Genomic DNA, 22,627 nt, shown 5'->3' on the forward strand with positions numbered 1-22,627 from the left:
AGCTGTCGGACGGCACTGGCAGGGTGCCGGTCGTGTCCTCGCCCCTCGGTCCGGCGTTCTGGCGGCTCTACTCGGCCAGCGCCGCGTCCAACCTCGCCGACGGGGTGAACCGGGTCGCGCTGCCGCTGCTGGCCGCGACGCTCACCCGCGACCCGGTCGCGGTCGCCGCCCTGACGTCGCTGGCCTTCCTGCCCTGGCTGCTGTTCGCCCTGCCGGCCGGTGCCTTCGTCGACCGGACCGACCGCAAGCGCGCGATGGCCGCCGCCAACGTCGTCCGGGCAGGTGCGCTGGCGGCACTGGCGGCCACGGTGCTCACCGGGACGACGTCGCTCGTCGTGCTCTACACCGTCGCGTTCGCGGTGGGGGTCGCCGAGACCGTGTACGACAGCGCGGCCCGGGCGATGCTGCCGCAGGTGGTCCGCCGCGACCAGCTCGACCGCGGGAACGGGCTGCTCACCACCGCCGAGGAGGCCAGCCAGGGGTTCATCGGCGCGCCGCTGGGCTCGGTGCTGTTCGTCCTCGCGGCCGCCGCGCCGCTGCTCACCACCGCCGGGGGTTTCCTGCTCGCCGCCGTCCTGGTGGTCGGCATCGCCGGCACGCACCGGCCGGTCCGCGGCGGGGGCCCGCCCACGACGATCCGCCGGGACGTCGCCGAGGGCGTGGGCTGGCTGTGGCGGCACCGCTTCCTCCGCGGCCTCACCCTCGTCTCGGCGAGCACCGCGCTCACCTCGTCGATGACCACCGGCGTCTTCGTGCTGTACGCCCTTGACACGCTGGAGATCGGTGCGGCCGGGTACGGGCTGCTGCTCACCGCCGCCGGGGTGGGCGCGGTGGCCGGCGGGCTGACCGCCGCGCCGCTGGCCGCCCGGATCGGCCGCACCGCCACGCTGGTGGCCGGGTCGGTGCTGGCCGCGCTGACCCTGGGCGCCATGGCGTTCACCGAGAACGGTGTCGTGGCCGGGGCGCTGTACGGGATCGGGACGGCGGGGGTGCTGTTCTGGAACGTGCTCACCATGTCGCTGCGCCAGGCGCTCATCCCCGAGGCGCTGTTCGGCCGGGTCCAGGGCGGCTACCGGACGCTGGTCTGGGGCGGGATCCCGCTGGGCGCGCTGGCCGGTGGGCTGCTGGCCGACGCGACGAGCGTGCCCACCGTGTTCGCGGTGTCCGGCGCCATCCAGCTGCTGCTCGCCGGGGCACTCTGGTGGCTGCTCGCCGCCCACCGGGACCTGGTGGCCAACGCCTTCGCCGCGGACGAGGAGCCGGCTGCGCCCTGAGTGGGCCGGGACGGTCAGGGCACGACGGTCACCGGCCAGCGGCCGACCCGCACCAGCCGGACCGCCACCGACCCGATCACCCGGTGGCCGGCCTGCTCGGACGCGCCCACCAGCACCGCGTCCGCCGGCAGCTCGTCGGCGATCCGGGACAGCTCGGTCACCGGATCGCCCTGTGCGGTGCGCAGCTCCACCGCGATGCCCAGGTGCTCGGCCGCCGACTGCAGCTCACGGCGCAGCTCCTCGCCCACCTGGGCGGCGGCCTCCTGGGCGATCGCCTGGGCCTCGGGCACCCAGCCGATCATCGACGGCGGCTCCCCGACGTAGACCGCGACCAGCCGGGAGTGCTGACGGCGGGCCAGCCCGGCCGCGTAGGCCGCCGCACGCAGCGACGTGGGGGAGCCGTCCACCCCGACCAGGATCACCCGCGGGCCGTCGGTGCCCCGCTCGAACTGCCCCGCCGCGGTCATCGGCCCATCCTGCGCGACCGGAGCGTCGCGCGATCATGCGGTGGCGCGCCGCTGCAGCTCCTCGGTCTGCCCGGCGGCCGTACGGTCGGCGACGAAGTCGGCCAGCGTCCGGCGGAGCGCCACCCCCAGCCGGTCGGCCCGCAGGTGCAGCTCGTCCCGGGGGAGCAGCGGCAGCCCGGCGCTGCCCCAGCGCGCCAGCAACGCGAGGTCCTGGTCGAGCACGGCGGCCGCGGACGCCATCGCCGCCGTCAGGGCGCCGGGGGAGACCGCCCCGTTGGTCCGCTGCACCAGCACGCGGGTGTGCACCCGGGTCGAGTCGGCGTCCTCGGGCTGCAGCAGCCGCACGACCGTGGTGACCACGCCCGTCCGCAGGTCCTCTTCCCGTCGCACCAGCTGGAACGGGGCCCGGTGGACGGCGGTGACCCGCCGACCGCCCTGCTGCTCCTCCTGCACGCCGGAGAAGCCGCCGCACTCGTACGTCAGCTCCGGGACGGTCAGCTCCGGCGTCGGGTGCCGGGGGCGACGCGAGGTGTCGAGGAAGGCGTCGGCCAGCGCACCGGCCGAGGCGGGACTGCGGGCCGGGGGGAGCCAGCCGGACGCGGCCAGCGGGTCGGTGGTCTCCGGGACGGCGAGCAGTTCGGCCCACGGCTCGGCCGGGGCGATCCAGACGGCACCCAGGTGCTCGACGACGCCCCACGCAGGGGGATCGGCGTCCAGCACGCCGTCGGCCCGGCGGTGCACGGTCCAGGTGCGCCCCAGCAGCCGGGTCTGCAGGTAGCCGCCCGCGCGGAGGTCGGTGGACAGGGCGACCGGGTGCCAGGCGTGCTCGAGGGCAGCGTGCAGGTTGTCCAGCACCGGGCCGTCCGGCGGTGGCAGATCGGGCACCGGTTCCGGCGACGGCGTCGTCCCGCCGGTGCGCGGTGGCCGGGCGGTCGGCGTGGGGTCGGGGGCCAGCCACACCCAGCCGTCCCGTTCCTCGACCGCCCAGGGTGCGGACAGGTCGGCCCGCGGGGGTGGGGTGCCGACCGGCCCGAGTGACGGGATCTCCACGCAGCGGCCCTCCGCGTTGAACTCCCAGCCGTGGTACGGGCAGCGCACCCGGCCATCGACGACGGTCGCCGTGGTCAGCGGCACCAACCGGTGCGGGCAGCGCGCTGACAGGGCGGTCACCTCGGCCCCGGGCCGGGTGCGGAGGACGACGTAGGCCTGCCCGCCCGCGCCCACCTGCCGCGGAGTCGTCCCCACCTCGTCGGAGCGGGCGACGGGGTACCAGCCGGTGGGGGTCGCGGGCCGCCCGCCGGTCCGCGGTGTACCGGTCCGGGAGCTCGTGGTCCAGGAGGAGGCCATGCACCCATGGCACCAGCCGGCCGTTTCCCCGGCGTTGCCCCTGCGTGGACTCCAGGCGTCCTCCGAGACCGTTTCGATAACTATCGGGACACCCTGGCTGCCATTGTGAGTGCGGACACCCTAGGGTGACCGCGATCACCCGACAGGCGACACACAGTGAGGTGCCATGTGACACCCCCGAATGAACGCAAGCTGCTGACCCCGGAGGAGTACCGCCAAGCGCAGGACTCCCCGGAGTTCACCGAGCTGCGTCGCCGGTTCCGCAGCTTCGCCGTGCCGATGACCGTCGCCTTCCTGGTCTGGTATGCGCTGTTCGTCCTGCTCTCCACGTACGCCGGTGACTTCATGTCCACCGAGGTCTTCGGCAACGTCAACCTCGGGATCCTGCTGGGGCTGGGTCAGTTCGTGAGCACGTTCCTGATCACCCAGCTCTACGTGCGGCACGCGAGCAAGAACACCGACCCCATCTCGGACGAGATGCGCACCCGCCTCGAGGCCCACGAGTTCGCCTCCCCCCGGAACGAGGAGACCCCCCGTGGCTGACGTGTTCGCCGCCGAGAGCGCGACCATCGGCGAGCCGGCGATCAACATCTCGATCTTCGGCGCCTTCGTGGTGGTGACGCTGATCATCACCTTCCGCGCCAGCCGGAACAACAAGAGCGCCGCGGACTACTACGCCGCCGGCCGCAACATCACCGGGACGCAGAACGGCCTGGCGATCGCCGGCGACTACCTGTCGGCGGCCTCGTTCCTCGGCATCGCCGGCGCGATCGCCATCTACGGCTACGACGGCTTCCTGTACTCCATCGGCTTCCTCGTGGCCTGGCTGGTCGCGCTGCTGCTGGTCGCGGAGCTGATGCGCAACACGGCCCGGTTCACCATGGCCGACGTGCTGGCCTTCCGGATGCGGCAGGGGCCGGTGCGCACCGCGGCGGCCATCTCCACGCTGTTCGTCTCGCTGTTCTACCTGCTCGCCCAGATGGCCGGTGCCGGCGGCCTGGTCGCCCTGCTGCTGGGCGTCAGCGGCGCCGCGGCCGAGGCGATCGTCGTGGTCGTCGTCGGCGCGCTGATGATCTTCTACGTGTTGGTCGGCGGCATGCGCGGCACGACCTACGTGCAGATGATCAAGGCGACGCTGCTGATCGCCGGTGCACTGGTCATGACCGTCTGGGTGCTCGCCGAGTACGGCTTCAGCCTCTCGGCGCTGCTCGGCGGCGCGGTCGCGTCGGAGGGCGGGCAGGTCCTGGAGCCCGGCGCCCAGTACGGGGTGTCGAACGCCACCCGGCTCGACTTCATCAGCCTCGCGCTGGCCCTGGTGCTCGGCACCGCCGGCCTGCCGCACGTGCTGATGCGCTTCTACACCGTGCCGACCGCCAAGGACGCGCGGAAGTCCGTCGTCTGGGCCATCTGGCTGATCGGCGCCTTCTACCTGTTCAGCCTGGTCATCGGCTACGGCGCCGGTGCCCTGGTGGGCTCGGAGACGATCCTCGCCGCACCCGGCGGGGTCAACGCGGCGGCCCCGCTGCTGGCGTTCGAGCTCGGTGGCACCGTGCTGCTGGGCATCATCGCCGGCGTCGCCTTCGCCACGATCCTCGCGGTCGTGGCCGGCTTGACCATCACCGCCTCGGCGTCCTTCGCCCACGACGTCTACGCGTCGGTGCTCAAGAAGGGGCAGGTGGACCCGAACGCGGAGGTCCGGGTCGCCCGGATCACCGCCGTCGTCATCGGCGCGGTCTCCATCGGCCTGGGCATCCTGGCCCTCCAGGCCGGGATCAACATCGCCTTCCTGGTGGCCCTGGCCTTCGCGGTGGCGGCCTCGGCCAACCTGCCGACGATCCTCTACACGCTCTTCTGGAAGAACTTCACCACCCAGGGCGCGCTGTGGTCGATCTACGGCGGGCTGATCGTCTGCATCGGTCTGATCATCTTCTCGCCGGTGGTCTCGGGGTCGGAGACGGCGATGTTCTCCAACTTCGACATCGCGTGGTTCCCGCTGCGCAACCCGGGCCTGGTCTCCATCCCGCTGTCGTTCTTCCTCGGCTGGCTGGGCACGAAGGTCTCCAAGGAGAAGCCGGACATCGACAAGTACGCCGAGCTAGAGGTCCGGTCGCTGACCGGCATCGGTGCGGAGAAGGCGGTCGCGCACTGAGCAAGGACCCTCCTGCCCCCCACCGCTCGCACGCTCGCGGCGGGCCCCTGCAGGAGGGCCGTTCCAGCACGTTGCGTTAGCGCGCGAGGCGCGTCCCCGGTGGGGGCGCGCCTCGCGTCGTCTCCGGGTGCCTCAGGCGGCAGCCGGGGCGGTGGCCGGTTCGTCCCGGGCCGTGCCGGGCTTCGGCAGGACGGCGTCGACGGCGACGGTCGCGACGCTGACCGCGCCGGCGGCGGTGCGGCGCCGGCGGACGACGGAGCGGCTGACCAGCCCGGCCAGCACCACGAGACCGGCGAGCACGTGCTGCCCGGGGGCGGTGAGGGCGACGGCGATCGCCGCGACGTAGACCACCGACAGCAGCACCGTGGCGGCGGGGAGCCGGCCGGTCAGGTGCAGGGCTGGCAGGTGGGGGAGGGCGAGGTGGGGGGTGGGGACGGGCAGGTGCACGGCGTACCTCCAGCGAGAGCTCGGGCGCCCGCCGGGCCGGCGTCCCAGGTCCGCTGGGGAGCGGAGCCGGGGCGCCGGCACGGCGACGGCGCATCGGGCGTGCCTCCCGTGGCAGATCACAGGAGGCGGCGCCTCACTTCAGGGCGTCCTTGGCCTTCTGGAGCAGGCCCTGCATCGGCACCGGCGGCGTGCCGTACAGCCGCGGGTCGCCCGGGGGCAGGATCGGGGCGTCGGCGTTCGCCGCGATCGGCCGGGCGGTCAGCTGGTTGTCGGTGCCGTCCAGCGCCGGCCCGTTGGCCCAGCGGCCGTTGGCGGCGTCCGGCCCGTCGGAGGCGTCGAGGAACGCGTAGGCGAACTCCGGCAGCTCCTCGTCCAGCGGGAACGCCTCCGGCACCGGGATGCCGTCCAGGCCGTCGGCCTTGAGCTCCTCCATGGCCGCCAGCCACTGCTGCTGGTGCATGTGGTCCCGGGTGATCAGGAAGCGGAGCAGGTCCTTGACGCCCGGGTCGTCGGTCATGTTCCACAGCCGGGCGACCTGGAGCCGGCCCTGCATCTCGGCGGTGGCGTTGTAGGAGAAGTCCGCGTAGAGGTTGCCGCTGGCGGTGACGTAGGCGCCGGTCCAGGGGTTGCCCATGCTGTCCATGTAGGACGCGCCGCCGCCGTTGGCGATGGCGTGCTGCGGGTTGAGCTGGCCGTAGCCGGCGGCGGCCTCCTTGGTGCGGTCCGCGGCGTCCGGCTTGAGGGGCATGTGGTCCAGCAGCCGGTCGATCATCGTGACGATCATCTCGACGTGGGCCAGCTCCTCGGTCCCGATGGCCAGGAGCATGTCCTTGTACTTGCCGGGCAGGCGGCAGTTCCAGCCCTGCAGCAGGTACTGGGTGGCGACGGTCATCTCGCCCCACTGACCGCCCAGCACCTCCTGCATCTTGCGGGCGAAGTCGGCGTCGGGGCCGTCGGGCTTGGCCTCGAACTGGAGTGCGTGGGTGTGCGTGAACACGGGCGTTCTCCCTCTGCGTCGTCGCTGTCGCCGCCCTCGCGGTGACAACAGACAGATGCCCCCTCCCGGTGTCACCCCCGTGCCGTCCGCTGGCCCCCAGGGGCCGACCTTTCCGCCGGCCCGGCGCCGGGAGCTCCGCACCTGCTCTCCGTGCACGACCGGGCCGACCGCAGGGGCGTGCGGTGTCGACGGGGAGCGGACGGGAACCGTGGGACGGGGAGGAGCGGGCGGATGACCGCCGAGGTCAGCGGTCACCGCCGGCCTCGACCCGGTCGATGATCGCGTCGATGCGGTCGTGTCGCTGTGCCGGGTCCGGCACGAGTCCGTAGGGCGGGTCTCCCTCGGTGGTGCCCCAGGGGACGAGCACGTCGAAGTCCAGCTCGCGGACGAGCGCGAGGCTGTCCAGGTAGTCGCGGCGGAGTCCAGAGCTCAGCACGACGGCCTTCCACTCGCCGTCCTCGATCCAGATGAAGTCGCCGGTGAAGAGGAAGCGGTGGGTGCCGTTGTCCCAGAGGTAGGAGGTCGTCCCCGCGGTGTGGCCGGGGGTGGGGATCACCTCGAGGTCGTCGTCGATCATCCCCGGCCCATCGAAGGTGCCCGTCACGTCGAGCGACGTCGCGAGCTCCGAGCGGTCGTCCCGGTGGACCCAGATGGGCACGTCGAGGTCGGGCTGCCCGTACATCGACTCGTGGCCGTGGTTGACCAGCAGGCGGGCCGGTGCGCCGAGCGCGAGGATCGCCGCCGCCGACTCGCTCACTCCGGGGGAGTTGTAGACGACCAGGTTGCCCTGAGGGCGCTCGAGCACGTACGAGCGCAGCAGCACGTTGTGCTGGTAGGGGAGCCGTGACGTCGGGGTGGCGAGCAGCCCTTCGATCGGCGTGTCCAGGGGGTGGTCTCCTGCTGTTGTCATGGTCGTCCTCCGATGAGTGGTCCGGGCCGGCGTGCGTCGTCGTCGCCGCCCCGGGGGGTCGAGCTCCAGTGGTGCTGCCGTCGTCCCCTCGAGGTCGGTCGGCCGCGCCGTGACTCACCACGAAGCTAGAACCTCAAGTAACGTTGAGGTCAAGAGCCAGGGAGGTCGGCATGGCGCAGTGGCACTCGCTGAGTGATCGACTGACGATCGGGGAGCTCGGTCGGCGCAGCGGCGTGGCGGTGTCGGCCCTGCGGTACTACGAGACGCTGGGGCTGATCGCCGCGGAACGTACGAGCGGGAACCAGCGGCGCTATCCGCGGCACATGCTCCGCCGCGTGTCGCTGGTCACCGTCGCGAAGCGGCTGGGGGTGCCGCTCGCGGACGTACAGGAGGCGCTTGCGACGGTGCCGCTGGACCGGACTCCGTCGCAGGCCGACTGGCAGCGGGCGGCGCAGGTGTGGAAGGCGACTCTGGCGGAACGCCGCCGCGCCATCGAACGGCTGGAGCGAGAGCTGACCGGTTGCATCGGCTGCGGGTGCCTGTCGATGCGCTCGTGCGCCCTGATGAACCCGGACGACGCGCTGGGTGCCGTCGGTCCGGGAGCGCGACGCCTCGCCCCCGAGGCCTGAGGACGGCGGCATCCAGCGGACCTGCTCTTCCCGACGTCAGGGCCGCCTGACGTCGGGATCGGGCGGGTCAGCGGTCCGGGAGGCGAACCCACAGCGTGAAGGCGCCGTCGGGGCCCTCGGACCAGGCCAGCCGGCCGCCGAGCTCCCGGGTCTGGCGCTGCACCGACCACAGGCCCAGGCCGCTGAGGTCCACCGGCGGGGTCGGCCGGCTGAGGTGCCCCAGGACCCGATCGGCCGGCACGCCCGGCTGGGTCACGGCGAGGTCGACCCACCCCTCCCGTCGCTCCACCCGCAGCCGGACCGGCCGGCCCCGGCCGTGCCGGTGGGCGTTCTCCAGCAGATTGGTCAGGATCCGCTGGACGCGGGCGTCGGCGACGGTCACGTCGGCCGCCTCGTCGCCGAACTCGACCCGGAGCTGGTGGTCGGGCAGGCCGGAGGCGGCGACGGAGGCGCGGACGACGTCGGCGAGCTCGCGGGTGCCCGCCCGCTCCGCAGCCCCACCGGTGGCGTTCGCGGTGCGCAGCATCGAGGCCAGGTGCTGCGCTTGGGCGCGGGCGAGGTCGAGCAGTTCCGGTCGGCTGTCGTCGTCCTCGAGCCGGGCCAGCACCGACTCCAACGCGGCCAGCGGGCTGCGCATGTCGTGGCACAGCGCCCGCACCAGTGCGTCGCCGGTGCTCACCGGGTCAGCGGCGGGACGGGGGAGGTGACTGCGCACCACACGCAGCAGATCGGTGAACAGTCCGGGCAGCGTCGCAGGGTGTGTGTCGGCAGCGAGGGTCACGGGCACCTCCGGGGAAGCGGTCGGTCAGCCACGCCGGGCGCAGCCGATCTGTGGGAGTGACGTGGAGGGACTCGACGTCGGTGCCGCTGCTGAGCACCGTCCCCCCGTGGACGTGGTGGTGATCGACGACCACCCGTTGTTCAGCCGGGGCCTGGAGCTGTTGCTGCCCCCGGAGAGCAACGGGCGGGTGCGTGTCGTGGGAACGACGGATGACGCCTCGGCGGGTGCCGCGCTGGTGCGCAGGCACAACGCCGACGTGGCGGTGGTCGACCTGCACATGCCGCCGCCCGGCGGCACCCGCGCCATCGCGGCCATCCGGCGCACCGAGCCGATGACCCGGATCGTGGCGCTGTCCGGGCTGGCCGAGGCCGACGCGGCCCTGGAGGCGCTGCGGGCCGGGGCGAGCGCCTTCCTGCCCAAGACCACCAGCCCGGAGGCGCTGGTGCGCCCGCTGCTCGCCGTCCTCGACGGCTGGTCGGTGATCCCCGAGTCGCTGCTGCGCCAGCTGCTGCACGACGCGGCGCCCACCGCGGACCAGGGCATCGCGGCTCAGCTGTCCGCCGACGACCGGCGGCTCTGGCGGCTGGTGGCCGCGGGCACCAGCACGGTCGACATCGCCACGACGCTGCACGTCTCCGAGCGCACCGTGAAGCGGCTCGTGGCCAACCTGCTCCGCCAGCTGCGGGTCTCCACCAGGGTGGAGGCGGCCGCCCTCGCCGGCCGGGTCGGGCTGGAGTAGACCCGGGCGGTCGCAGCGCACTGAGTGGGACAACAGGGCGGGCATCACGCCCCGGCTACCCGACGCGGAGCGGCGCACCCGCGGACCAAGCAGTTCCGGTTTGCTCCGGCGCGTCGTGGCTAGGGTCCGACCATGCCTGCACGGATCGTCCTGCTCGGTGCCACCGGCCACACCGGCGGCCGGACGGCGGCCGCCCTGACCGCCCGCGGCGCCCGGCCGGTGCTCGCCGGGCGCGACCCGGCCCGGCTCGTCCCCCTGGCCGACCGGCTCGGCGGGCCCGCCGGACCACTGGAGACCGCGGCCGCCGACGTCACCGATCCGGGCTCGGTGCGCGCCCTGCTCGGCGCCGGTGACGTCCTGGTCACCACGGTCGGGCCGTTCCAGCGGCTGGGGGAGGCCGCTGTCGCCGCGGCCACCGACGCCGGCGCGGTCTACCTGGACTCGACGGGCGAGCCCCCGTTCCTCCGCCGGGTGTTCGAGGAGTTCGGGCCGCAGGCGCAGCAGTCGGGCGCGCGGCTGCTGACCGCCTTCGGCCACGACTACGTGCCCGGCGTCCTGGCCGGCGCGCTGGCGCTGGCCGAGGCGGGCGACCGGGCACACCGGCTCGACGTCGGCTACAGCCTGGACGGCGTCCGGGGACAGGGCTTCTCCCGCGGCACGTTGGTCTCCCTCTTCGGGGTGCTGCTGGAGCAGGGGCACGCCTGGCGCGACGGCCGCCTGGTCGAGGAGCCGGCCGGGGCGCGGGACTGGCGGTTCGACGTCGCCGGCCGCACCCGCCGCGGGCTCTCGGTGGGCGGCTCGGAGCACCTGACGCTGCCCGGGCTGTCGCCGTCCCTGCGCGAGGTCGGCGTGTACCTGGACTGGTTCGGCCCGGCGACGCCGGTCGCGCACCGGCTCGCCCCGCTCGCCCCGTGGATCGGCCGGCTGCCCGGGGCCACGGCGCGGGTGGAGCAGCTCGCCGACCTGGTCGGCCGCCGGTTCGCCGAGGCGCCGACGACCCAGGGGGAGGCCCGCACGCACGTCGTGGCCGAGGTGCGCGACCGGTCCGGGGCGCGGGTCGCCCGGGTCCGGCTGCTCGGCCCGGACCCCTACGAGCTGACCGCGGACCTGCTGGCCTGGGGGGCGGTCCGGGCCGCGGAGGGCGGGGTCACCGGCGCCGGAGCGCTGGGGCCGGTGCAGGCCTTCGGGCTCGACGAGCTCACCGCGGGGGCGGCCACCGCCGGACTGCGGCCGGCGTGACCCTGCTCGCCTGCGTCGACGTCGGCTCGACCTGGACGAAGGCGGCGCTGGTCGAGCTGGACACCGGGCGGCTGGTCGAGACGCGGCAGGCGCCCACGACCCCGGCGGACGTGGTGGCCGGGGTGCTGGCCGCGACGGAGGGCTGGGGTGCGCCGGTGCGCGCGTGCTCCAGCGCCGGTGGCGGGCTCCGGCTGGCGGTCGTCGGCTACGAGGAGCTGATCAGTGCCGAGGCCGGGCACCGGGCGGCCCTGTCGGCGGGCGCCCGGGTGGTGCACGTGGCCGCGGGCCGGCTGGACGCCGCCGCGCTCGGGCAGCTGGCCGACTCCGCCCCGGACGTCGTCCTGCTGGTGGGCGGGACGGACGGCGGGGACGCCACCGTGCTGCGGCACAACGCCGCCGCGCTCGCTGGTACGGACTGGTCCGTCCCGGTCGTGGTGGCCGGGAACGTCGACGTCCGGGCGGAGGTCTGCGCCGTCCTCGCCGCGGCCGGCACCCCGGTCACCGCCGCCGACAACGTGCTCCCCGACATCGGGCAGCTGGCCCCGGAGTCCGCGCGCGCCGCGATCCGGGACGTCTTCCTGACCCACGTCATCGGCGGCGCCCGGCTGTCGGCGGACCCGCGGCTGCGCCGGTGGGTGCGGGCGGTGACGCCGGACGCGGTGCTGGACGGCGTGGCGGTGCTGGCCGAGCTGCGGGCCGGCACCGACGCCCCGGGCGTGCTGGTGCTGGACGTCGGCGGGGCCACGACCGACGTGTACTGCGTGCCCGCCGTCGACGCCGAGCAGGCGTCGCTGCACCGTGCGGCGGTCGGGGTGCCGGCCCGCCGGCGCACCGTGGAGGGCGACCTCGGGGTGCACGCCAGCGCCGACGCGCTGCGGGAGGCGGCCGCGGACGAGGGGCTCCGCACGCCCGGGAACGACCCGCTGGACCTCGGCGAGGCCGCGGCGGTGGTGGCGCTGCGCCGGCACCTGCGGGCCGAGGCCGCCTACGGTCCGGGCGGGGCGAGCGCGCGCGGCGCGGGGCTGGTGGTGCTCTCCGGTGGGGTCTTCCGGCACGCGGCGCCGGCGGCGACGGCCGCGGTGGTGCAGCGGGTGGCGGCCGACCGGGGCGGGGCGGGGAGTGTGCTGGCCGGCGCGCGGGTGGTCGTCGACGACCGGTACGTGCTGGCCGCGGCCGGGCTGCTCGCCGGGGACGCACCCGCCGCCGCGGCCGGGCTGCTCACCGGCCTGCTGGCGGACTGACCGGGAGTCGCCTCAGCCGACCCGGATGCCGAGCTCGGCCGCCATCCCGGCGGCCCAGCCGGTGAGCTGGGCGGTGCTGATCGTGCAGCCGCGCAGGTCGGCCACGCCGTCGAGCCGGGTCACCTCCGCGCCGCGCAGGTCGACCGAGCGGCTGCGGGCACCGCTGAGCACCAGCGACTCCACGGTGCAGTCGACCAGCCGCAGGTCGCGCAGGTCGGCGCCGCCGAGGTCCAGCTCGCCGACGGTGCACCCGGTGAGCGTGACGTCGACCAAGGTGGCGCCCCGCAGGTCGAGGAAGTCGACCTTCACGTCCTGCAGGGCCACCCGGGTGAGCCCGGCGCCGTGCGCGGTGACCGCGCCGAACCGCCCGCCGACGACCACGACGTCCAGCAGCGTCGCGTCGACCAGCGACCAGCCGGCCGCGCGCAGGTCGGTGAGCAGGCAGCTGGACAGCCGGGCGCGATCGAAGGGCACGCCGGCGAGGTCGCACCCGGTCAGCACGCACTCGAGGAACGAGGCGTCGGTCGCGTCGCCGGTCAGCTCCGGGCCGGCGAACCTCAGGCCGTCGGCCGTGCCCGCGCCGGCCAGCTCCGGTCCGGGTGCGTCCGCCAGCGGTGGGAGCAGGGCCTCGAGGTCGGTCGCGTCGATCGGCACGGCACCATCCTGGCGGCGCGGCAGGGTGCGGGGGAGGGTCAGTCGTACGGCGTGAGGGTGGCCGCCCACCCCCCGGAGGCGGCCCGGGTGAACTCGGCCACCTCGTCGGCGGCCATGTCCCGCGCGGTGTAGCCGCCGCTGCCGGCGCCGACGCAGGCCAGCACGGTCGCCAGCCCGGCCCGGCGCTGGACCACCGACTGCCGGACCTCCCACCCCACGACGGCGCGGTCCTGCAGCACGGTGTGGCTGCGCACCAGCCACCCCGAGCGCAGCGCGAACGACCGGGGGCCGGCGACGTGCCCCAGCGCGTTGTAGCGGGCCAGGCCGAGGGGCACGCCGAGCAGCACGAGGGCGGCCCCGGCGGCCAGCACCGGCCACCAGCCCGTCAGCGCGAGCACCACCCCACCGGCGGCCGCCACCAGCAGCCCGGGCGTGGTGCCCCGCGCGATGCTGCGCCGACGGGCGGCCGGGGGGTGCCGCCGCAGCGGACCCGGGTGGTCGACGAGCTCGGTGGAGAGCGCGCGGGCGAGCTCCACCGGCCCGAGCGGCAGCACCTGCCCCCGTCGCGTGGCGTCACCGAGGCCGGTGACCAGGGCGCTGACCCGGGCCGCGCCGACCAGCCGCATGCCCAGCCCCTCGCTGATCGTGCAGCCCCGGATCCGGTCGATGTCCAGCTCGGTGTGCCGGCGGGTGACCAGGCCACGGACGGCGACGAGCGCCCCACCGCGCCGGAGCAGCCGGAACCGCCAGTTCACCAGGGCGCTGCCGATGATCGAGCCGAGGATCAGCAGCAGCAGCGCGCTCACCACGAGCCGGACGACGATCCGGGTGTCCGAGACGTCCGGCGACCAGAACTCCGACCAGAACTCCGGCAGGAACTGCTCGGGCAGCTCCTCGGCGGCCCGGAGCAACGCGCCCCCGGCGGCCAGTGGGACCGCCAGGTAGCTGCCGACCAGCGGGGCGTAGACCAGCCACCGGTAGTCGAAGCGGAGCAGTTCCTCCTCCGGTTCGGCCGCGGCGTGCCGGCCCGCGATCAGGTCCTGCGCGGACGCGGCATGGGTGAGCAGCCGGTTGCGCAGTCGGTCGCCCTCGGCGCGGGTGACGCCGTCGATCACCAGCTCCTCCTCGCTGGTCACCGAGCCGGCCGCCGCGTCGATCCGCACCCGGACGAGGCCCAGCACCCGGTGCAGCGCCGGCGCCTCGACCTCGACCCCGCGGATCCGGTCGTTGGGCACGGTGCGCGCCGAGCGGGTGAGCAGCCCGCGGGTGACCACGACGGCGGCGTCCCCGTCGATGTAGCTGAACCGCCACCAGGTGATCGCCGCGCCCAGCAGCGACAGCAGGGTGATCCCCGCGACCAGCGCGATGATCGTGCCCGGGCCGTCGCCCAGGCCGCGGGTGACCCCGAGGGCCAGCACCGCCGGCACCAGGGCCCGTGCCTGGCGGAAGGTCACGGTGTGCAGCACCAGCACCCACGGCGACGTCCGCCGCCCGAGGACCTCCGGGCCGGTCACGTTGCCTCGTCGCGGACCAGGTCCGCCCGCCGCGCCAGGTCGTCGGCGACCCGCCGGGCGACGTCCACCTCCAGGTGCGGCACCCGGACCGTGCCCTGGGAGGACGCCGTCAGCACCGCGACGGTGGCCAGGCCGAACAGCTGCTGGAAGACCCCGCGGTTGACGTCGACGGTCTGGATCCGGGAGATCGGCACCAGGGTCCAGGTGCGGGTCAGCCAGCCGGTGAGCGTGTAGACCGCCTCGGCGGTGACCTCCCACCGGTGCACCCGGTAGCGCAGCCGCGGGCGCACCCCGATCGTCACGATGCCGTAGAGCAAAACGAAGGCGGGGCCTCCCCAGCGCAGCAGCGGCACCCACCAGCCGGCGTCCACGGGCACGAGGACGATCGCGGTCGCCACGATCACCGCGTACACGACCGTGCCGAGGACCGCCTGCGTCACCCAGAGGCCGATCGCGGAGCGGGACAGCGACCAGGCGGGTTCCCGGACGGGCGCCGGCGGGGGAGCGGACATCGGGACCATCCTCGCAGTGCCCGGCCGGTCGAGGGGTGCACCGCCGGTGGGGTGGCGCACTGCGTGCCACGATGGATCGCGTGATGATGCCCCAGCAGGTGCCGACCGTCCCTGCCGCCGAGGTGCCCGACGACGCCGTCGTGCTGGACGTGCGCGAGGACGACGAGTGGTCCGCCGGGCACGTCCAGGGCGCGACGCACATCCCGATGGGCGACGTCCCGGCCCGGCTCGGCGAGGTGCCCGAGGGCGACCCGCTGTACGTCACCTGCCGCAGCGGCGGGCGCTCGGCGCGGGTGACCGCCTGGCTCAACCAGAACGGCTACGACGCGGTGAACGTCGGCGGCGGGATGGGCGAGTGGGACGCGGCCGGCCGGCCCATGGTGAGCGAGACCGGCCGCCCGCCCTACGTCGTGTAGCCGGGAGGGTCTCCCCGGGCGCACGCCGACTTCCGCCCGTCACCGTTCCGCCGCGGGCCACCCGGTGTTCTCCTCGGGTGGTGACCCTGGGGCCCACGGACAGCCACGTGGGCGGGGGACCTCATGACGGACCAGGCGAACGACTCGGCGACGGAGGCGGACTCGGCCGAGGGCATGAGCCGAGGGCAGGTGGCCGGACGGGCCGTCCTGGCGCTCGCGCTGCTCTACCTCTTCCTCGTGGGTGTCGGGGTGGTGGAGGACGGCATCGCCCAGATGGGCGAGGGGTTCAACGACGCGGTGCTCGCGGGGGTGAGCAACCCGCTGACCGGGCTCTTCGCCGGTGTGCTGGCGACCATCCTGGTGCAGTCCTCCTCGGTGTCCACGTCCGCGATCGTGGGCATGGTGGCGGCCGGCGTCATCCCGGTGGAGCTCGCCGTGCCGATGGTCATGGGCGCCAACATCGGCACCACGGTGACCAACACGCTGGTGACGATGGTGAGCATGCGGCGCCGGGACGAGTTCCAGCAGGTCGTCGCGGCGGCCACCATGCACGACCTGTTCAACTTCTTCGCGGTCGCGATCCTGCTGCCCCTCGAGCTGCTCACCGGCTTCCTGTCCTCGGCGGCCCGCTGGCTCGCCGGCCTCGTCGCCGGTGCCGGCGTCGGCGGAGCGGAGTTGCAGAGCCCGTTGGCGCTGGCGACCGACCCGGCCAACGCGGCGGTGGCGTCGGTGCTGGGTGCGGTGGTCCCGGCCGGGGCCTTCCTGGGCACGGTCATGCTCGTGGTCGGGATCGCGGCGCTGTACGTGACGATCCGCTACATCAGCAAGAACATGCGGGCGGTGGTCACCGGCCCGCTGCAGGAGAAGGCGAACCGCTCGGTGAGCAAGGCCGGTGGGCTGGTGGGCATCGGCGTCGGCACGGTCGCGGCGATCCTGGTGGTGAGCTCCTCGATCGTCACCGTCACCCTGCTGCCGCTCGTGGCCGCCGGGGTGCTGACCGTGCGCAACGCCTATCCGATCACCATCGGGGCCAACCTGGGCACCACGGCCACCGCACTGCTCGCGGCGCTGGCCACCGGCCAGCCGGAGGGGCTGGTCATCGCGCTGGTCCACGTGCTGTTCAACGTCTTCGCCGTCGTCCTCATCTACCCGGTGCCGAAGATCCGGTACATCCCGGTCCGGATGGCGGAGGCGCTCGGTGCCTTCGTGGCCAAGCAGCCGTGGGCCATGCCGGTCTATGCCGGTGGTGTGTTCGTCGGGTTGCCGGTGGCCGCCGTCGCCCTGGGCTGACACCCGGCGCGACGCGGGCGGCCTGCCGGCCGCCCGCGTCGCTCGGGTGTCAGCTGCTGGTCGGGTAGTCGGCGAAGCGGGAGCGCAGGTCCTTCTTGGAGAACTTGCCGACGCTGGTCTTGGGCACCTCGTCGATGAACTCGACCGCCTCGGGCAGCCACCACTTGGCCACCAGCGGGGTGATGTGGTCGATGATCTCCTGGCCGGTCACGGTCTCGCCCTCCCTGAGGACGACGCAGGCGAGCGGCCGCTCGTCCCACTTCGGGTGCGGGATGCCGACGACGGCGGCCTCCTTCACCGCCGGGTGGCTCATGATCGCGTTCTCCAGGTCGACCGAGGAGATCCACTCGCCCCCGGACTTGATCAGGTCCTTCGTGCGGTCGGCGATCCGGATGTTGCCGTTCTCGTCCATCGCCGCGACGTCGCCGGTCTTCATCCAGCCGTCCGGGGTGGCCAGCTCCACCCCAGCGTCGGGCCGGTAGTAGTCCTTCGCGCACCACGGGCCGCGGACCTGGAGCTCGCCGGTGGCCTTGTCGTCCCAGGGCTGCTCCGCCAGGGTGTCCGCGTCGACGATCCGGGCCTGCACGCCGAACAGCGGCAGGCCGGCCCGGGCCCGCCGCTCCGCCTTGGCGCCCTCGTCGGCGTCGGCCCAGCGAGCCGACAGCGTGCCGCCGGAGGCGACCGGGTGCGTCTCGGTCATGCCCCACGCCTGGTACAGCGGGAGGCCGACCTGCTCGCGGTAGGCCTCCGACAGCGCCTTCGGCACGGCCGAGCCGCCGCAGCCGATCTTCCGCAGCCGGTGGGTGCGGCCGGCCAGGTGCGGCAGCGCGCCCTGGAAGATCGTCGGCACCCCTGCGGTGAAGGTGACGCCCTCGTCGATGATCAGGTCGGCCAGTGCCTGCGGCTGCATCATCGCGCCGGGGAAGACCATCGCCGCACCGGACGCGGGGGCGGCGTGCGCGATGCCCCAGGCGTTGGCGTGGAACATCGGCACGATCGGCATCGCGACGTCCTCGACGCCGATGCCGAAGCCGTTGGGGGAGACCACGGCCATCGTGTGCAGCACCGTCGACCGGTGGCTGTAGACGACGCCCTTCGGGTTTCCCGTCGTGCCGCTGGTGTAGCACATGGAGGCGGCTGCGCTCTCGTCCGTGGTGGTGAACTCGACCGGCTGCGCGTCGGCCAGGAGCGTCTCGTAGTCGAGCACCCGCGGGTCGTCGGGCACCTCGTTGTCGCCGCCGTCGTCCATCACCACCACGTGCCGGACGGTGGTCATCGTGTCGATCAGCGGCCACAGCAGGGGCAGCACGGTGCGGTCGACGAAGACGACCTCGTCCTCGGCGTGGTTGGCGATGTAGGTCAGCTGCTCGGGGAACAGGCGCACGTTGAGCGTGTGCAGCACCCGCCCGGTGCAGGGGGCGGCGAAGTACAGCTCCAGGTGGCGGGCCGAGTTCCAGGCGAACGTGCCGACCCGGCCGTCGGCGCTGATGCCCAGGGTGTCCAGGACCCCGCCCAGCCGCCGGGTGCGGTCGGCCCACTCGGCGTAGGTGGTGCGCACCTTGCCGCTGGGGTTGTTCGTGACGATCGGGACGTCGCCGTGGTGCTGCTCGGCGTGCCGGAAGATCGTGTCGATGGTCAGGGGGACGTCCTGCATCAGCCCACGCATGGCCGCATGGTGCCAGTGACCGAGCTCACGTTCTACCCGTGGACGCCGCCCGCCGACGACACCCCGGTCCACCCCCCGGACGGGGGAGTGGGCCATCGCCTCGGCTCGGGGCGGATGCGGGGTGAACGGCCCGTTACGCGACCGTGACGATCCAGTTCGGGTGACGGGCTTGACGGACCGGGGTTGTTAGCGCTCACACTGTCTCAGCCCGCAGCGGCGGGCCTGCGCCATCAGGGGGCAGATGTCTCGAAGGAGAGATGTGGCAGTGAACAAGAAGCTCGGACTGACCGCCCTGGGCGCCTCGCTGGCGCTCACCCTCAGCGCATGTGGCGGCGAGGGTGCCGGCAGCAACAACAACACCGCGGACGCCGACCCGTCGGACCTCACCATCGGCGTCTCGATGCCGACCGAGACCTCCGAGCGCTGGATCGCCGACGGCGCCAACGTCGAGGACCAGCTCGAGTCGGCTGGGTACGACGTCGAGCTCCTGTACGCCGGTGACGACATCCCGACCCAGTCGCAGCAGATCGACCAGATGATCGCCCAGGGCGTCGACGCACTGATCGTCGCGGCGATCGACGGCACCGCGCTCAGCGCGCAGCTGCAGAACGCGGCCGACCAGGACATCCCGGTGATCAGCTACGACCGGCTGATCCGGGAGACCGAGAACGTCGACTTCTACGTCAGCTTCGACAACTTCAAGGTCGGCGTCGCGCAGGGCACCGCCCTGCTGACCGGCCTGGGCATCACCGACGAAGAGGGCAACCCGACCGGGGCCACCGGGCCGTTCAACATCGAGCTGTTCGCCGGCTCGCTGGACGACAACAACGCTGGCTTCTTCTTCGACGGCGCCATGTCGGTCCTGCAGCCCTACATCGACAACGGCACGCTCGTCGTCAAGTCCGGCCAGACCAGCATCGAGCAGGCCGCCACGCTGCGCTGGTCGCAGGAGACCGCCCAGCGGCGCATGGAGGACCTGCTCACCTCCAGCTACAACGACGGCTCGGTCGTCAACGGCGTCCTGTCGCCCTACGACGGCATCTCCCGCGGCATCATCACCGCGCTGCAGAACGCCGGGTACGGCCCGACGCAGGACGCGCAGCCCAAGCCGATGCCGGTGATCACCGGTCAGGACGCCGAGATCGCCTCGGTCAAGCTGATCGCCGACAACGTCCAGGACTCCACGGTCTTCAAGGACACCCGGCTGCTGGCCGAGCAGGCCGTCGCCGCCGCCACCGCCTACCTCGAGGGCGAGGAGCCGGAGGCCAACGACACCGAGACCTACGACAACGGTGTCAAGGTCGTCCCGTCCTACCTGCTCCCGATCGAGACGGTCTACCAGGACGACATCCAGTCCGTCCTGATCGACTCCGGCTACTACACGGCCGAAGAGGTCGCCGCCGGTCAGACGGACTGACCTCCGTCCCCCAGTCCCGGCCGGACGCCGGCCGGATGGGGTGTCCGCAGGCGCACACACCCCGAGTGGTCGACACTCGGCCCACCCATCCCTTGTGAACGACGAGGACGACGGAGTCCATGGACGACAACATCCTGGAGATGCGCTCCATCACCAAGACCTTCCCCGGCGTCAAGGCGCTGGAGGACGTGTCGCTGACCGTGCGACGCGGCGAGGTCCACGCGATCTGCGGTGAGAACGGCGCCGGCAAGTCCACGCTGATGAAGGTGCTCTCCGGCGTCTACCCGGCCGGCAGCTACGACGGCGAGATCGTCTTCGACGGTGACGTCTGCAAGTTCTCCGGCATCCGCGACAGCGAGCACGTGGGGATCGCGATCATCCACCAGGAGCTCGCGCTGGTGCCCTACCTCTCGATCGCCGAGAACATCTTCCTGGGCAACGAGCGCCGCGGCCGCGGTGGCCTGATCAACTGGCACAAGGTCAACGCCGAGGCAAGCGAGCTGCTCGAGTCCGTGGGCCTGCACGAGAACGCGATCACCCCCGTCGGGCAGCTCGGCGTCGGCAAGCAGCAGCTCGTCGAGATCGCCAAGGCGCTGTCCAAGGACGTGAAGCTGCTGATCCTGGACGAGCCCACCGCGGCGCTCAACGACACCGACTCCGCGCACCTGCTCGGTCTGATCCGCAAGCTCCAGGAGCGCGGGATCACCTCGATCATCATCTCGCACAAGCTGAACGAGATCACCGCGATCGCCGACAACGTGACGATCATCCGGGACGGGAAGACCGTCGAGACGCTGAGCCTGCACGCGGGCGAGGTCACCCAGGACCGGATCATCCGCGGCATGGTCGGCCGCGACCTGGAGTCCTACTACCCCGAGCGCGAGTCGCACCCGGGCGAGGAGGTCCTCCGCGTCGAGGACTGGACGGTCAAGCACCCGACCCAGGAGCGTCTGGTGGTCGACCACGCCAACTTCTCGGTGCGCGCCGGTGAGGTCGTCGGGATCGCCGGGCTGATGGGCGCCGGGCGCACCGAGCTCGCGATGAGCATCTTCGGCCGCTCCTACGGCCGGCTGGTCTCCGGCACGGTCTTCATGCACGGCAAGGAGGTGAAGACGCGCTCGGTCACCGAGGCGATCGACAACGGCATCGCCTACGCGACCGAGGACCGCAAGAAGTACGGCCTCAACCTGATCGAGGACATCCGGCGCAACATCTCCGCCGCCGGGCTCGGGAAGCTCTCCCGCCGTGGCTGGGTGAACAGCAACGAGGAGACCAAGGTCGCCGAGGCCAGCCGGAAGAGCATGAACATCAAGGCGCCCAGCGTCTCGTCGATCGTGGGCAAGCTCTCCGGCGGCAACCAGCAGAAGGTCGTCCTGTCCAAGTGGCTCTACACGGACCCGGACGTGCTCATCCTCGACGAGCCCACCCGCGGCATCGACGTGGGCGCCAAGTACGAGATCTACACGATCATCAACGACCTCGTGGCGGCCGGGAAGGCCGTCGTGGTCATCTCGTCCGAGCTGCCCGAGCTGCTCGGCACCTGCGACCGCGTGTACACGCTGTCCGCCGGCCAGATCACCGGTGAGGTGCCGGTGCGTGAGGCCACCCAGGAGAGCCTGATGGCGCTCATGACCAAGGAGAGGGAGCTCGCAGCATGACCAGGACCGTTCCCCCAGAGGCGGGCCAGACCCCACCGAACGCCGACTTCAAGCCCACCCCGGGCGGGCAGAGCGGTTCGGGCAACATGCGCGACCTCCTCCGCAGCAACCTGCGGACCAGTGGCATCTACGTCGCCTTCGTGGCGATCGTCGCCCTCTTCGCGTTCCTGACCGACGGCACCCTGCTCAGCGCCGGCAACATCACCAACCTGGTCCTGCAGTACTCCTACATCCTGGTGCTGGCCATCGGCATGGTCATCGTGATCATCGCCGGGCACATCGACCTCTCCGTGGGGTCGGTGGTCGCGCTCACCGGCGCGGTCTCCGCCGTGCTGGTCATCCAGCAGGGATGGCCGTGGTGGGGCGGTGCCCTGGCCGCGATCGCCGTCGGCCTGGCCGTCGGCGCCTGGCACGGGTTCTGGGTCGCCTACGTCGGCATCCCGGCGTTCATCGTCACCCTCGCCGGCATGCTGCTGTTCCGCGGGCTGACGCTCCAGGTGCTGGACAACGTCTCGCTGTCCCCGTTCCCGGCGGAGTACCGCGACGTGGCCAGCGGGTTCCTCAACGGCCTGCTCGGTGGCTACGGCTACGACACCTTCACCCTGCTGATCGGCGCGGTCGCGGTGGCGGGCTACGCGGTCAGTGGCTGGCGCTCCCGCGCTGCCCGGGCCCGCTACGGGCAGCCGGTCGAGTCGTTGGCGCTGTTCATCGCCAAGGTCGTCGCCGTCGGCGTGGTCGTCATGGCCTTCGCCTGGCAGCTGGCCAACGCCCGCGGCCTGCCCATCGTGCTGATCATCCTGGGTGTGCTGGCGATCGCCTACGGCCTGATCACCAAGAACACCGTGTTCGGGCGTCAGGTCTACGCGATCGGCGGCAACCTCTCGGCGGCGACGCTGTCCGGCGTCAAGGTGCGGGCCGTCAACTTCTGGATCTTCGTCAACATGGGCTTCCTGTCCGCGGTGGCCGGGATCATCTACTCCTCCCGGTCCAACGGGGCCCAGCCGGCCGCCGGTGAGATGTTCGAGCTGGACGCCATCGCCGCTGCCTTCATCGGTGGTGCGGCGGTCACCGGCGGTGTCGGCACCGTGGTCGGGGCCATGGTCGGTGGTCTGATCATGGCGGTCATGAGCAACGGCATGTCGCTCCTGGGCGTCGACCAGTCGATCCAGTCGGTGGTCAAGGGCCTCGTGCTGCTGCTGGCCGTCGCCTTCGACGTCTACAACAAGCGGCGCGCCGGAGCCTCCCGCTGACGTAGGTCGCGGAGCCACCAAGTCGAGGGC

The 22,627-nt window shown here is 73.1% G+C and carries 22 protein-coding genes; 12 read left to right on the plus strand and 10 right to left on the minus strand.

The window, feature by feature from the left end:
- Nucleotides 1-32 precede the first annotated feature (32 nt).
- Nucleotides 33-1,274, plus strand: coding sequence for an MFS transporter (locus tag O2W15_RS17530; protein ID WP_269180307.1), 1,242 nt, complete (start codon nt 33-35; stop codon nt 1,272-1,274).
- A gap of 14 nt (nt 1,275-1,288) precedes the next feature.
- Here O2W15_RS17530 and O2W15_RS17535 read toward each other — a convergent pair whose 3' ends face one another.
- Both O2W15_RS17535 and O2W15_RS17540 read right to left on the minus strand, forming a co-directional pair.
- Nucleotides 1,289-1,741, minus strand: coding sequence for a universal stress protein (locus tag O2W15_RS17535; RefSeq protein WP_269180308.1), 453 nt, complete (start codon nt 1,739-1,741; stop codon nt 1,289-1,291).
- A 33-nt stretch (nt 1,742-1,774) separates the two neighbouring features.
- Nucleotides 1,775-3,088 (minus strand): Rieske 2Fe-2S domain-containing protein, encoded by a 1,314-nt coding sequence (locus O2W15_RS17540; RefSeq protein WP_269180309.1) that lies wholly within the window; start codon nt 3,086-3,088, stop codon nt 1,775-1,777.
- A gap of 168 nt (nt 3,089-3,256) precedes the next feature.
- On the opposite strand from O2W15_RS17540, the gene O2W15_RS17545 reads away from it, so the two are divergent.
- Nucleotides 3,257-3,631 carry a DUF485 domain-containing protein gene (locus O2W15_RS17545; RefSeq protein ID WP_269161032.1) on the plus strand — a complete coding sequence of 125 codons (375 nt, stop codon included), beginning with the start codon at nt 3,257-3,259 and terminating at the stop codon, nt 3,629-3,631.
- Nucleotides 3,624-5,237, plus strand: coding sequence for a solute symporter family protein (locus tag O2W15_RS17550; protein WP_269161033.1), 1,614 nt, complete (start codon nt 3,624-3,626; stop codon nt 5,235-5,237). The genes O2W15_RS17545 and O2W15_RS17550 overlap by 8 nt, the downstream gene beginning before the upstream one ends.
- 132 nt (nt 5,238-5,369) lie before the next feature.
- Here the strand turns inward: O2W15_RS17550 and O2W15_RS17555 are convergent, their stop codons facing one another.
- The 3 genes from O2W15_RS17555 to O2W15_RS17565 all read right to left on the minus strand — a co-directional run bounded on the left by O2W15_RS17555 (nt 5,370) and on the right by O2W15_RS17565 (nt 7,591).
- On the minus strand, nt 5,370-5,684 hold the full coding sequence (locus O2W15_RS17555) for a hypothetical protein (RefSeq protein WP_269180310.1): 315 nt from the start codon (nt 5,682-5,684) through the stop codon (nt 5,370-5,372).
- Between the two features lie 133 nt (nt 5,685-5,817).
- Nucleotides 5,818-6,681: a manganese catalase family protein gene (locus O2W15_RS17560; RefSeq protein WP_269161035.1), complete on the minus strand. Its 864-nt coding sequence runs from the start codon at nt 6,679-6,681 to the stop codon at nt 5,818-5,820.
- A gap of 244 nt (nt 6,682-6,925) precedes the next feature.
- Entirely contained in the window at nt 6,926-7,591 is a 666-nt protein-coding gene (locus O2W15_RS17565) for an MBL fold metallo-hydrolase (RefSeq protein ID WP_269180311.1), read from the minus strand.
- 170 nt (nt 7,592-7,761) lie between these two features.
- Between O2W15_RS17565 and soxR the strand changes: the two genes are divergently transcribed.
- Nucleotides 7,762-8,220 (plus strand): redox-sensitive transcriptional activator SoxR, encoded by a 459-nt coding sequence (gene soxR / locus O2W15_RS17570; RefSeq protein WP_269161037.1) that lies wholly within the window; start codon nt 7,762-7,764, stop codon nt 8,218-8,220.
- A 67-nt stretch (nt 8,221-8,287) separates the two neighbouring features.
- Here soxR and O2W15_RS17575 read toward each other — a convergent pair whose 3' ends face one another.
- The gene (locus O2W15_RS17575) at nt 8,288-9,001 is read right to left on the minus strand and encodes a sensor histidine kinase (protein WP_269161038.1); all 714 of its coding nucleotides are present in this window, start codon (nt 8,999-9,001) and stop codon (nt 8,288-8,290) included.
- A gap of 106 nt (nt 9,002-9,107) precedes the next feature.
- Between O2W15_RS17575 and O2W15_RS17580 the strand changes: the two genes are divergently transcribed.
- The 3 genes from O2W15_RS17580 (at nt 9,108) to O2W15_RS17590 (ending at nt 12,220) form a co-directional block, all read left to right on the plus strand.
- Nucleotides 9,108-9,740, plus strand: a complete 633-nt coding sequence (locus O2W15_RS17580; RefSeq protein ID WP_269161039.1) for a response regulator — start codon at nt 9,108-9,110, stop codon at nt 9,738-9,740.
- 132 nt (nt 9,741-9,872) lie between these two features.
- Nucleotides 9,873-10,979: a saccharopine dehydrogenase family protein gene (locus O2W15_RS17585; RefSeq protein ID WP_269180312.1), complete on the plus strand. Its 1,107-nt coding sequence runs from the start codon at nt 9,873-9,875 to the stop codon at nt 10,977-10,979.
- On the plus strand, nt 10,976-12,220 hold the full coding sequence (locus O2W15_RS17590; protein WP_269180313.1) for a glutamate mutase L: 1,245 nt from the start codon (nt 10,976-10,978) through the stop codon (nt 12,218-12,220). Before O2W15_RS17585 ends, O2W15_RS17590 begins: the two co-directional genes overlap by 4 nt.
- A gap of 12 nt (nt 12,221-12,232) precedes the next feature.
- On the opposite strand, the gene O2W15_RS17595 is transcribed toward O2W15_RS17590, so the two are convergent.
- Genes O2W15_RS17595 through O2W15_RS17605 form a run of 3 tightly spaced genes read right to left on the minus strand, consistent with a single transcriptional unit; the run spans nt 12,233 to nt 14,900 of the window.
- Complete coding sequence (locus O2W15_RS17595; RefSeq protein ID WP_269180314.1) at nt 12,233-12,874, minus strand: pentapeptide repeat-containing protein; 642 nt, start codon at nt 12,872-12,874, stop codon at nt 12,233-12,235.
- Between the two features lie 38 nt (nt 12,875-12,912).
- Nucleotides 12,913-14,388 carry a PH domain-containing protein gene (locus O2W15_RS17600; RefSeq protein WP_269180315.1) on the minus strand — a complete coding sequence of 492 codons (1,476 nt, stop codon included), beginning with the start codon at nt 14,386-14,388 and terminating at the stop codon, nt 12,913-12,915.
- Nucleotides 14,385-14,900, minus strand: coding sequence for a PH domain-containing protein (locus tag O2W15_RS17605; RefSeq protein ID WP_269180316.1), 516 nt, complete (start codon nt 14,898-14,900; stop codon nt 14,385-14,387). The genes O2W15_RS17600 and O2W15_RS17605 overlap by 4 nt, the downstream gene beginning before the upstream one ends.
- 83 nt (nt 14,901-14,983) lie before the next feature.
- Here O2W15_RS17605 and O2W15_RS17610 point away from each other — a divergent pair, with 83 nt between their 5' ends.
- A complete protein-coding gene (locus O2W15_RS17610) occupies nt 14,984-15,316 on the plus strand; it encodes a rhodanese-like domain-containing protein (protein ID WP_166756047.1) in 333 nt (110 codons plus the stop codon).
- 123 nt (nt 15,317-15,439) lie between these two features.
- Nucleotides 15,440-16,606: a Na/Pi symporter gene (locus O2W15_RS17615; protein ID WP_269161045.1), complete on the plus strand. Its 1,167-nt coding sequence runs from the start codon at nt 15,440-15,442 to the stop codon at nt 16,604-16,606.
- Nucleotides 16,607-16,655: 49 nt separating this feature from the next.
- On the opposite strand, the gene O2W15_RS17620 is transcribed toward O2W15_RS17615, so the two are convergent.
- Nucleotides 16,656-18,272: a long-chain fatty acid--CoA ligase gene (locus O2W15_RS17620; RefSeq protein ID WP_269180317.1), complete on the minus strand. Its 1,617-nt coding sequence runs from the start codon at nt 18,270-18,272 to the stop codon at nt 16,656-16,658.
- A 265-nt stretch (nt 18,273-18,537) separates the two neighbouring features.
- Between O2W15_RS17620 and chvE the strand changes: the two genes are divergently transcribed.
- The 3 genes from chvE to mmsB all read left to right on the plus strand — a co-directional run bounded on the left by chvE (nt 18,538) and on the right by mmsB (nt 22,597).
- The gene (chvE, locus tag O2W15_RS17625) at nt 18,538-19,689 is read left to right on the plus strand and encodes a multiple monosaccharide ABC transporter substrate-binding protein (RefSeq protein ID WP_269161047.1); all 1,152 of its coding nucleotides are present in this window, start codon (nt 18,538-18,540) and stop codon (nt 19,687-19,689) included.
- A 119-nt stretch (nt 19,690-19,808) separates the two neighbouring features.
- A complete protein-coding gene (mmsA, locus tag O2W15_RS17630; RefSeq protein WP_269161048.1) occupies nt 19,809-21,347 on the plus strand; it encodes a multiple monosaccharide ABC transporter ATP-binding protein in 1,539 nt (512 codons plus the stop codon).
- Nucleotides 21,344-22,597 carry a multiple monosaccharide ABC transporter permease gene (gene mmsB / locus O2W15_RS17635; protein WP_269161049.1) on the plus strand — a complete coding sequence of 418 codons (1,254 nt, stop codon included), beginning with the start codon at nt 21,344-21,346 and terminating at the stop codon, nt 22,595-22,597. Before mmsA ends, mmsB begins: the two co-directional genes overlap by 4 nt.
- Nucleotides 22,598-22,627 lie beyond the last annotated feature (30 nt).

Source organism: Modestobacter sp. VKM Ac-2979 (assembly GCF_026967995.1).
Classification (GTDB): Bacteria; Actinomycetota; Actinomycetes; order Mycobacteriales; family Geodermatophilaceae; genus Modestobacter.

What these genes read in the sequence shown, in the direction of transcription:
- O2W15_RS17535 (WP_269180308.1), bottom strand. Translation starts at nt 1,741, where the DNA reads ATGACCGCGGCGGGGCAGTTCGAGCGGGGCACCGACGGCCCGCGGGTG.
- O2W15_RS17540 (WP_269180309.1), bottom strand. Translation starts at nt 3,088, where the DNA reads ATGGCCTCCTCCTGGACCACGAGCTCCCGGACCGGTACACCGCGGACC.
- O2W15_RS17565 (WP_269180311.1), bottom strand. Translation starts at nt 7,591, where the DNA reads ATGACAACAGCAGGAGACCACCCCCTGGACACGCCGATCGAAGGGCTG.
- soxR (WP_269161037.1), top strand. Translation starts at nt 7,762, where the DNA reads ATGGCGCAGTGGCACTCGCTGAGTGATCGACTGACGATCGGGGAGCTC.
- O2W15_RS17585 (WP_269180312.1), top strand. Translation starts at nt 9,873, where the DNA reads ATGCCTGCACGGATCGTCCTGCTCGGTGCCACCGGCCACACCGGCGGC.
- O2W15_RS17605 (WP_269180316.1), bottom strand. Translation starts at nt 14,900, where the DNA reads ATGTCCGCTCCCCCGCCGGCGCCCGTCCGGGAACCCGCCTGGTCGCTG.
- O2W15_RS17610 (WP_166756047.1), top strand. Translation starts at nt 14,984, where the DNA reads ATGATGCCCCAGCAGGTGCCGACCGTCCCTGCCGCCGAGGTGCCCGAC.
- O2W15_RS17615 (WP_269161045.1), top strand. Translation starts at nt 15,440, where the DNA reads ATGACGGACCAGGCGAACGACTCGGCGACGGAGGCGGACTCGGCCGAG.
- O2W15_RS17620 (WP_269180317.1), bottom strand. Translation starts at nt 18,272, where the DNA reads ATGCGTGGGCTGATGCAGGACGTCCCCCTGACCATCGACACGATCTTC.
- mmsA (WP_269161048.1), top strand. Translation starts at nt 19,809, where the DNA reads ATGGACGACAACATCCTGGAGATGCGCTCCATCACCAAGACCTTCCCC.
- mmsB (WP_269161049.1), top strand. Translation starts at nt 21,344, where the DNA reads ATGACCAGGACCGTTCCCCCAGAGGCGGGCCAGACCCCACCGAACGCC.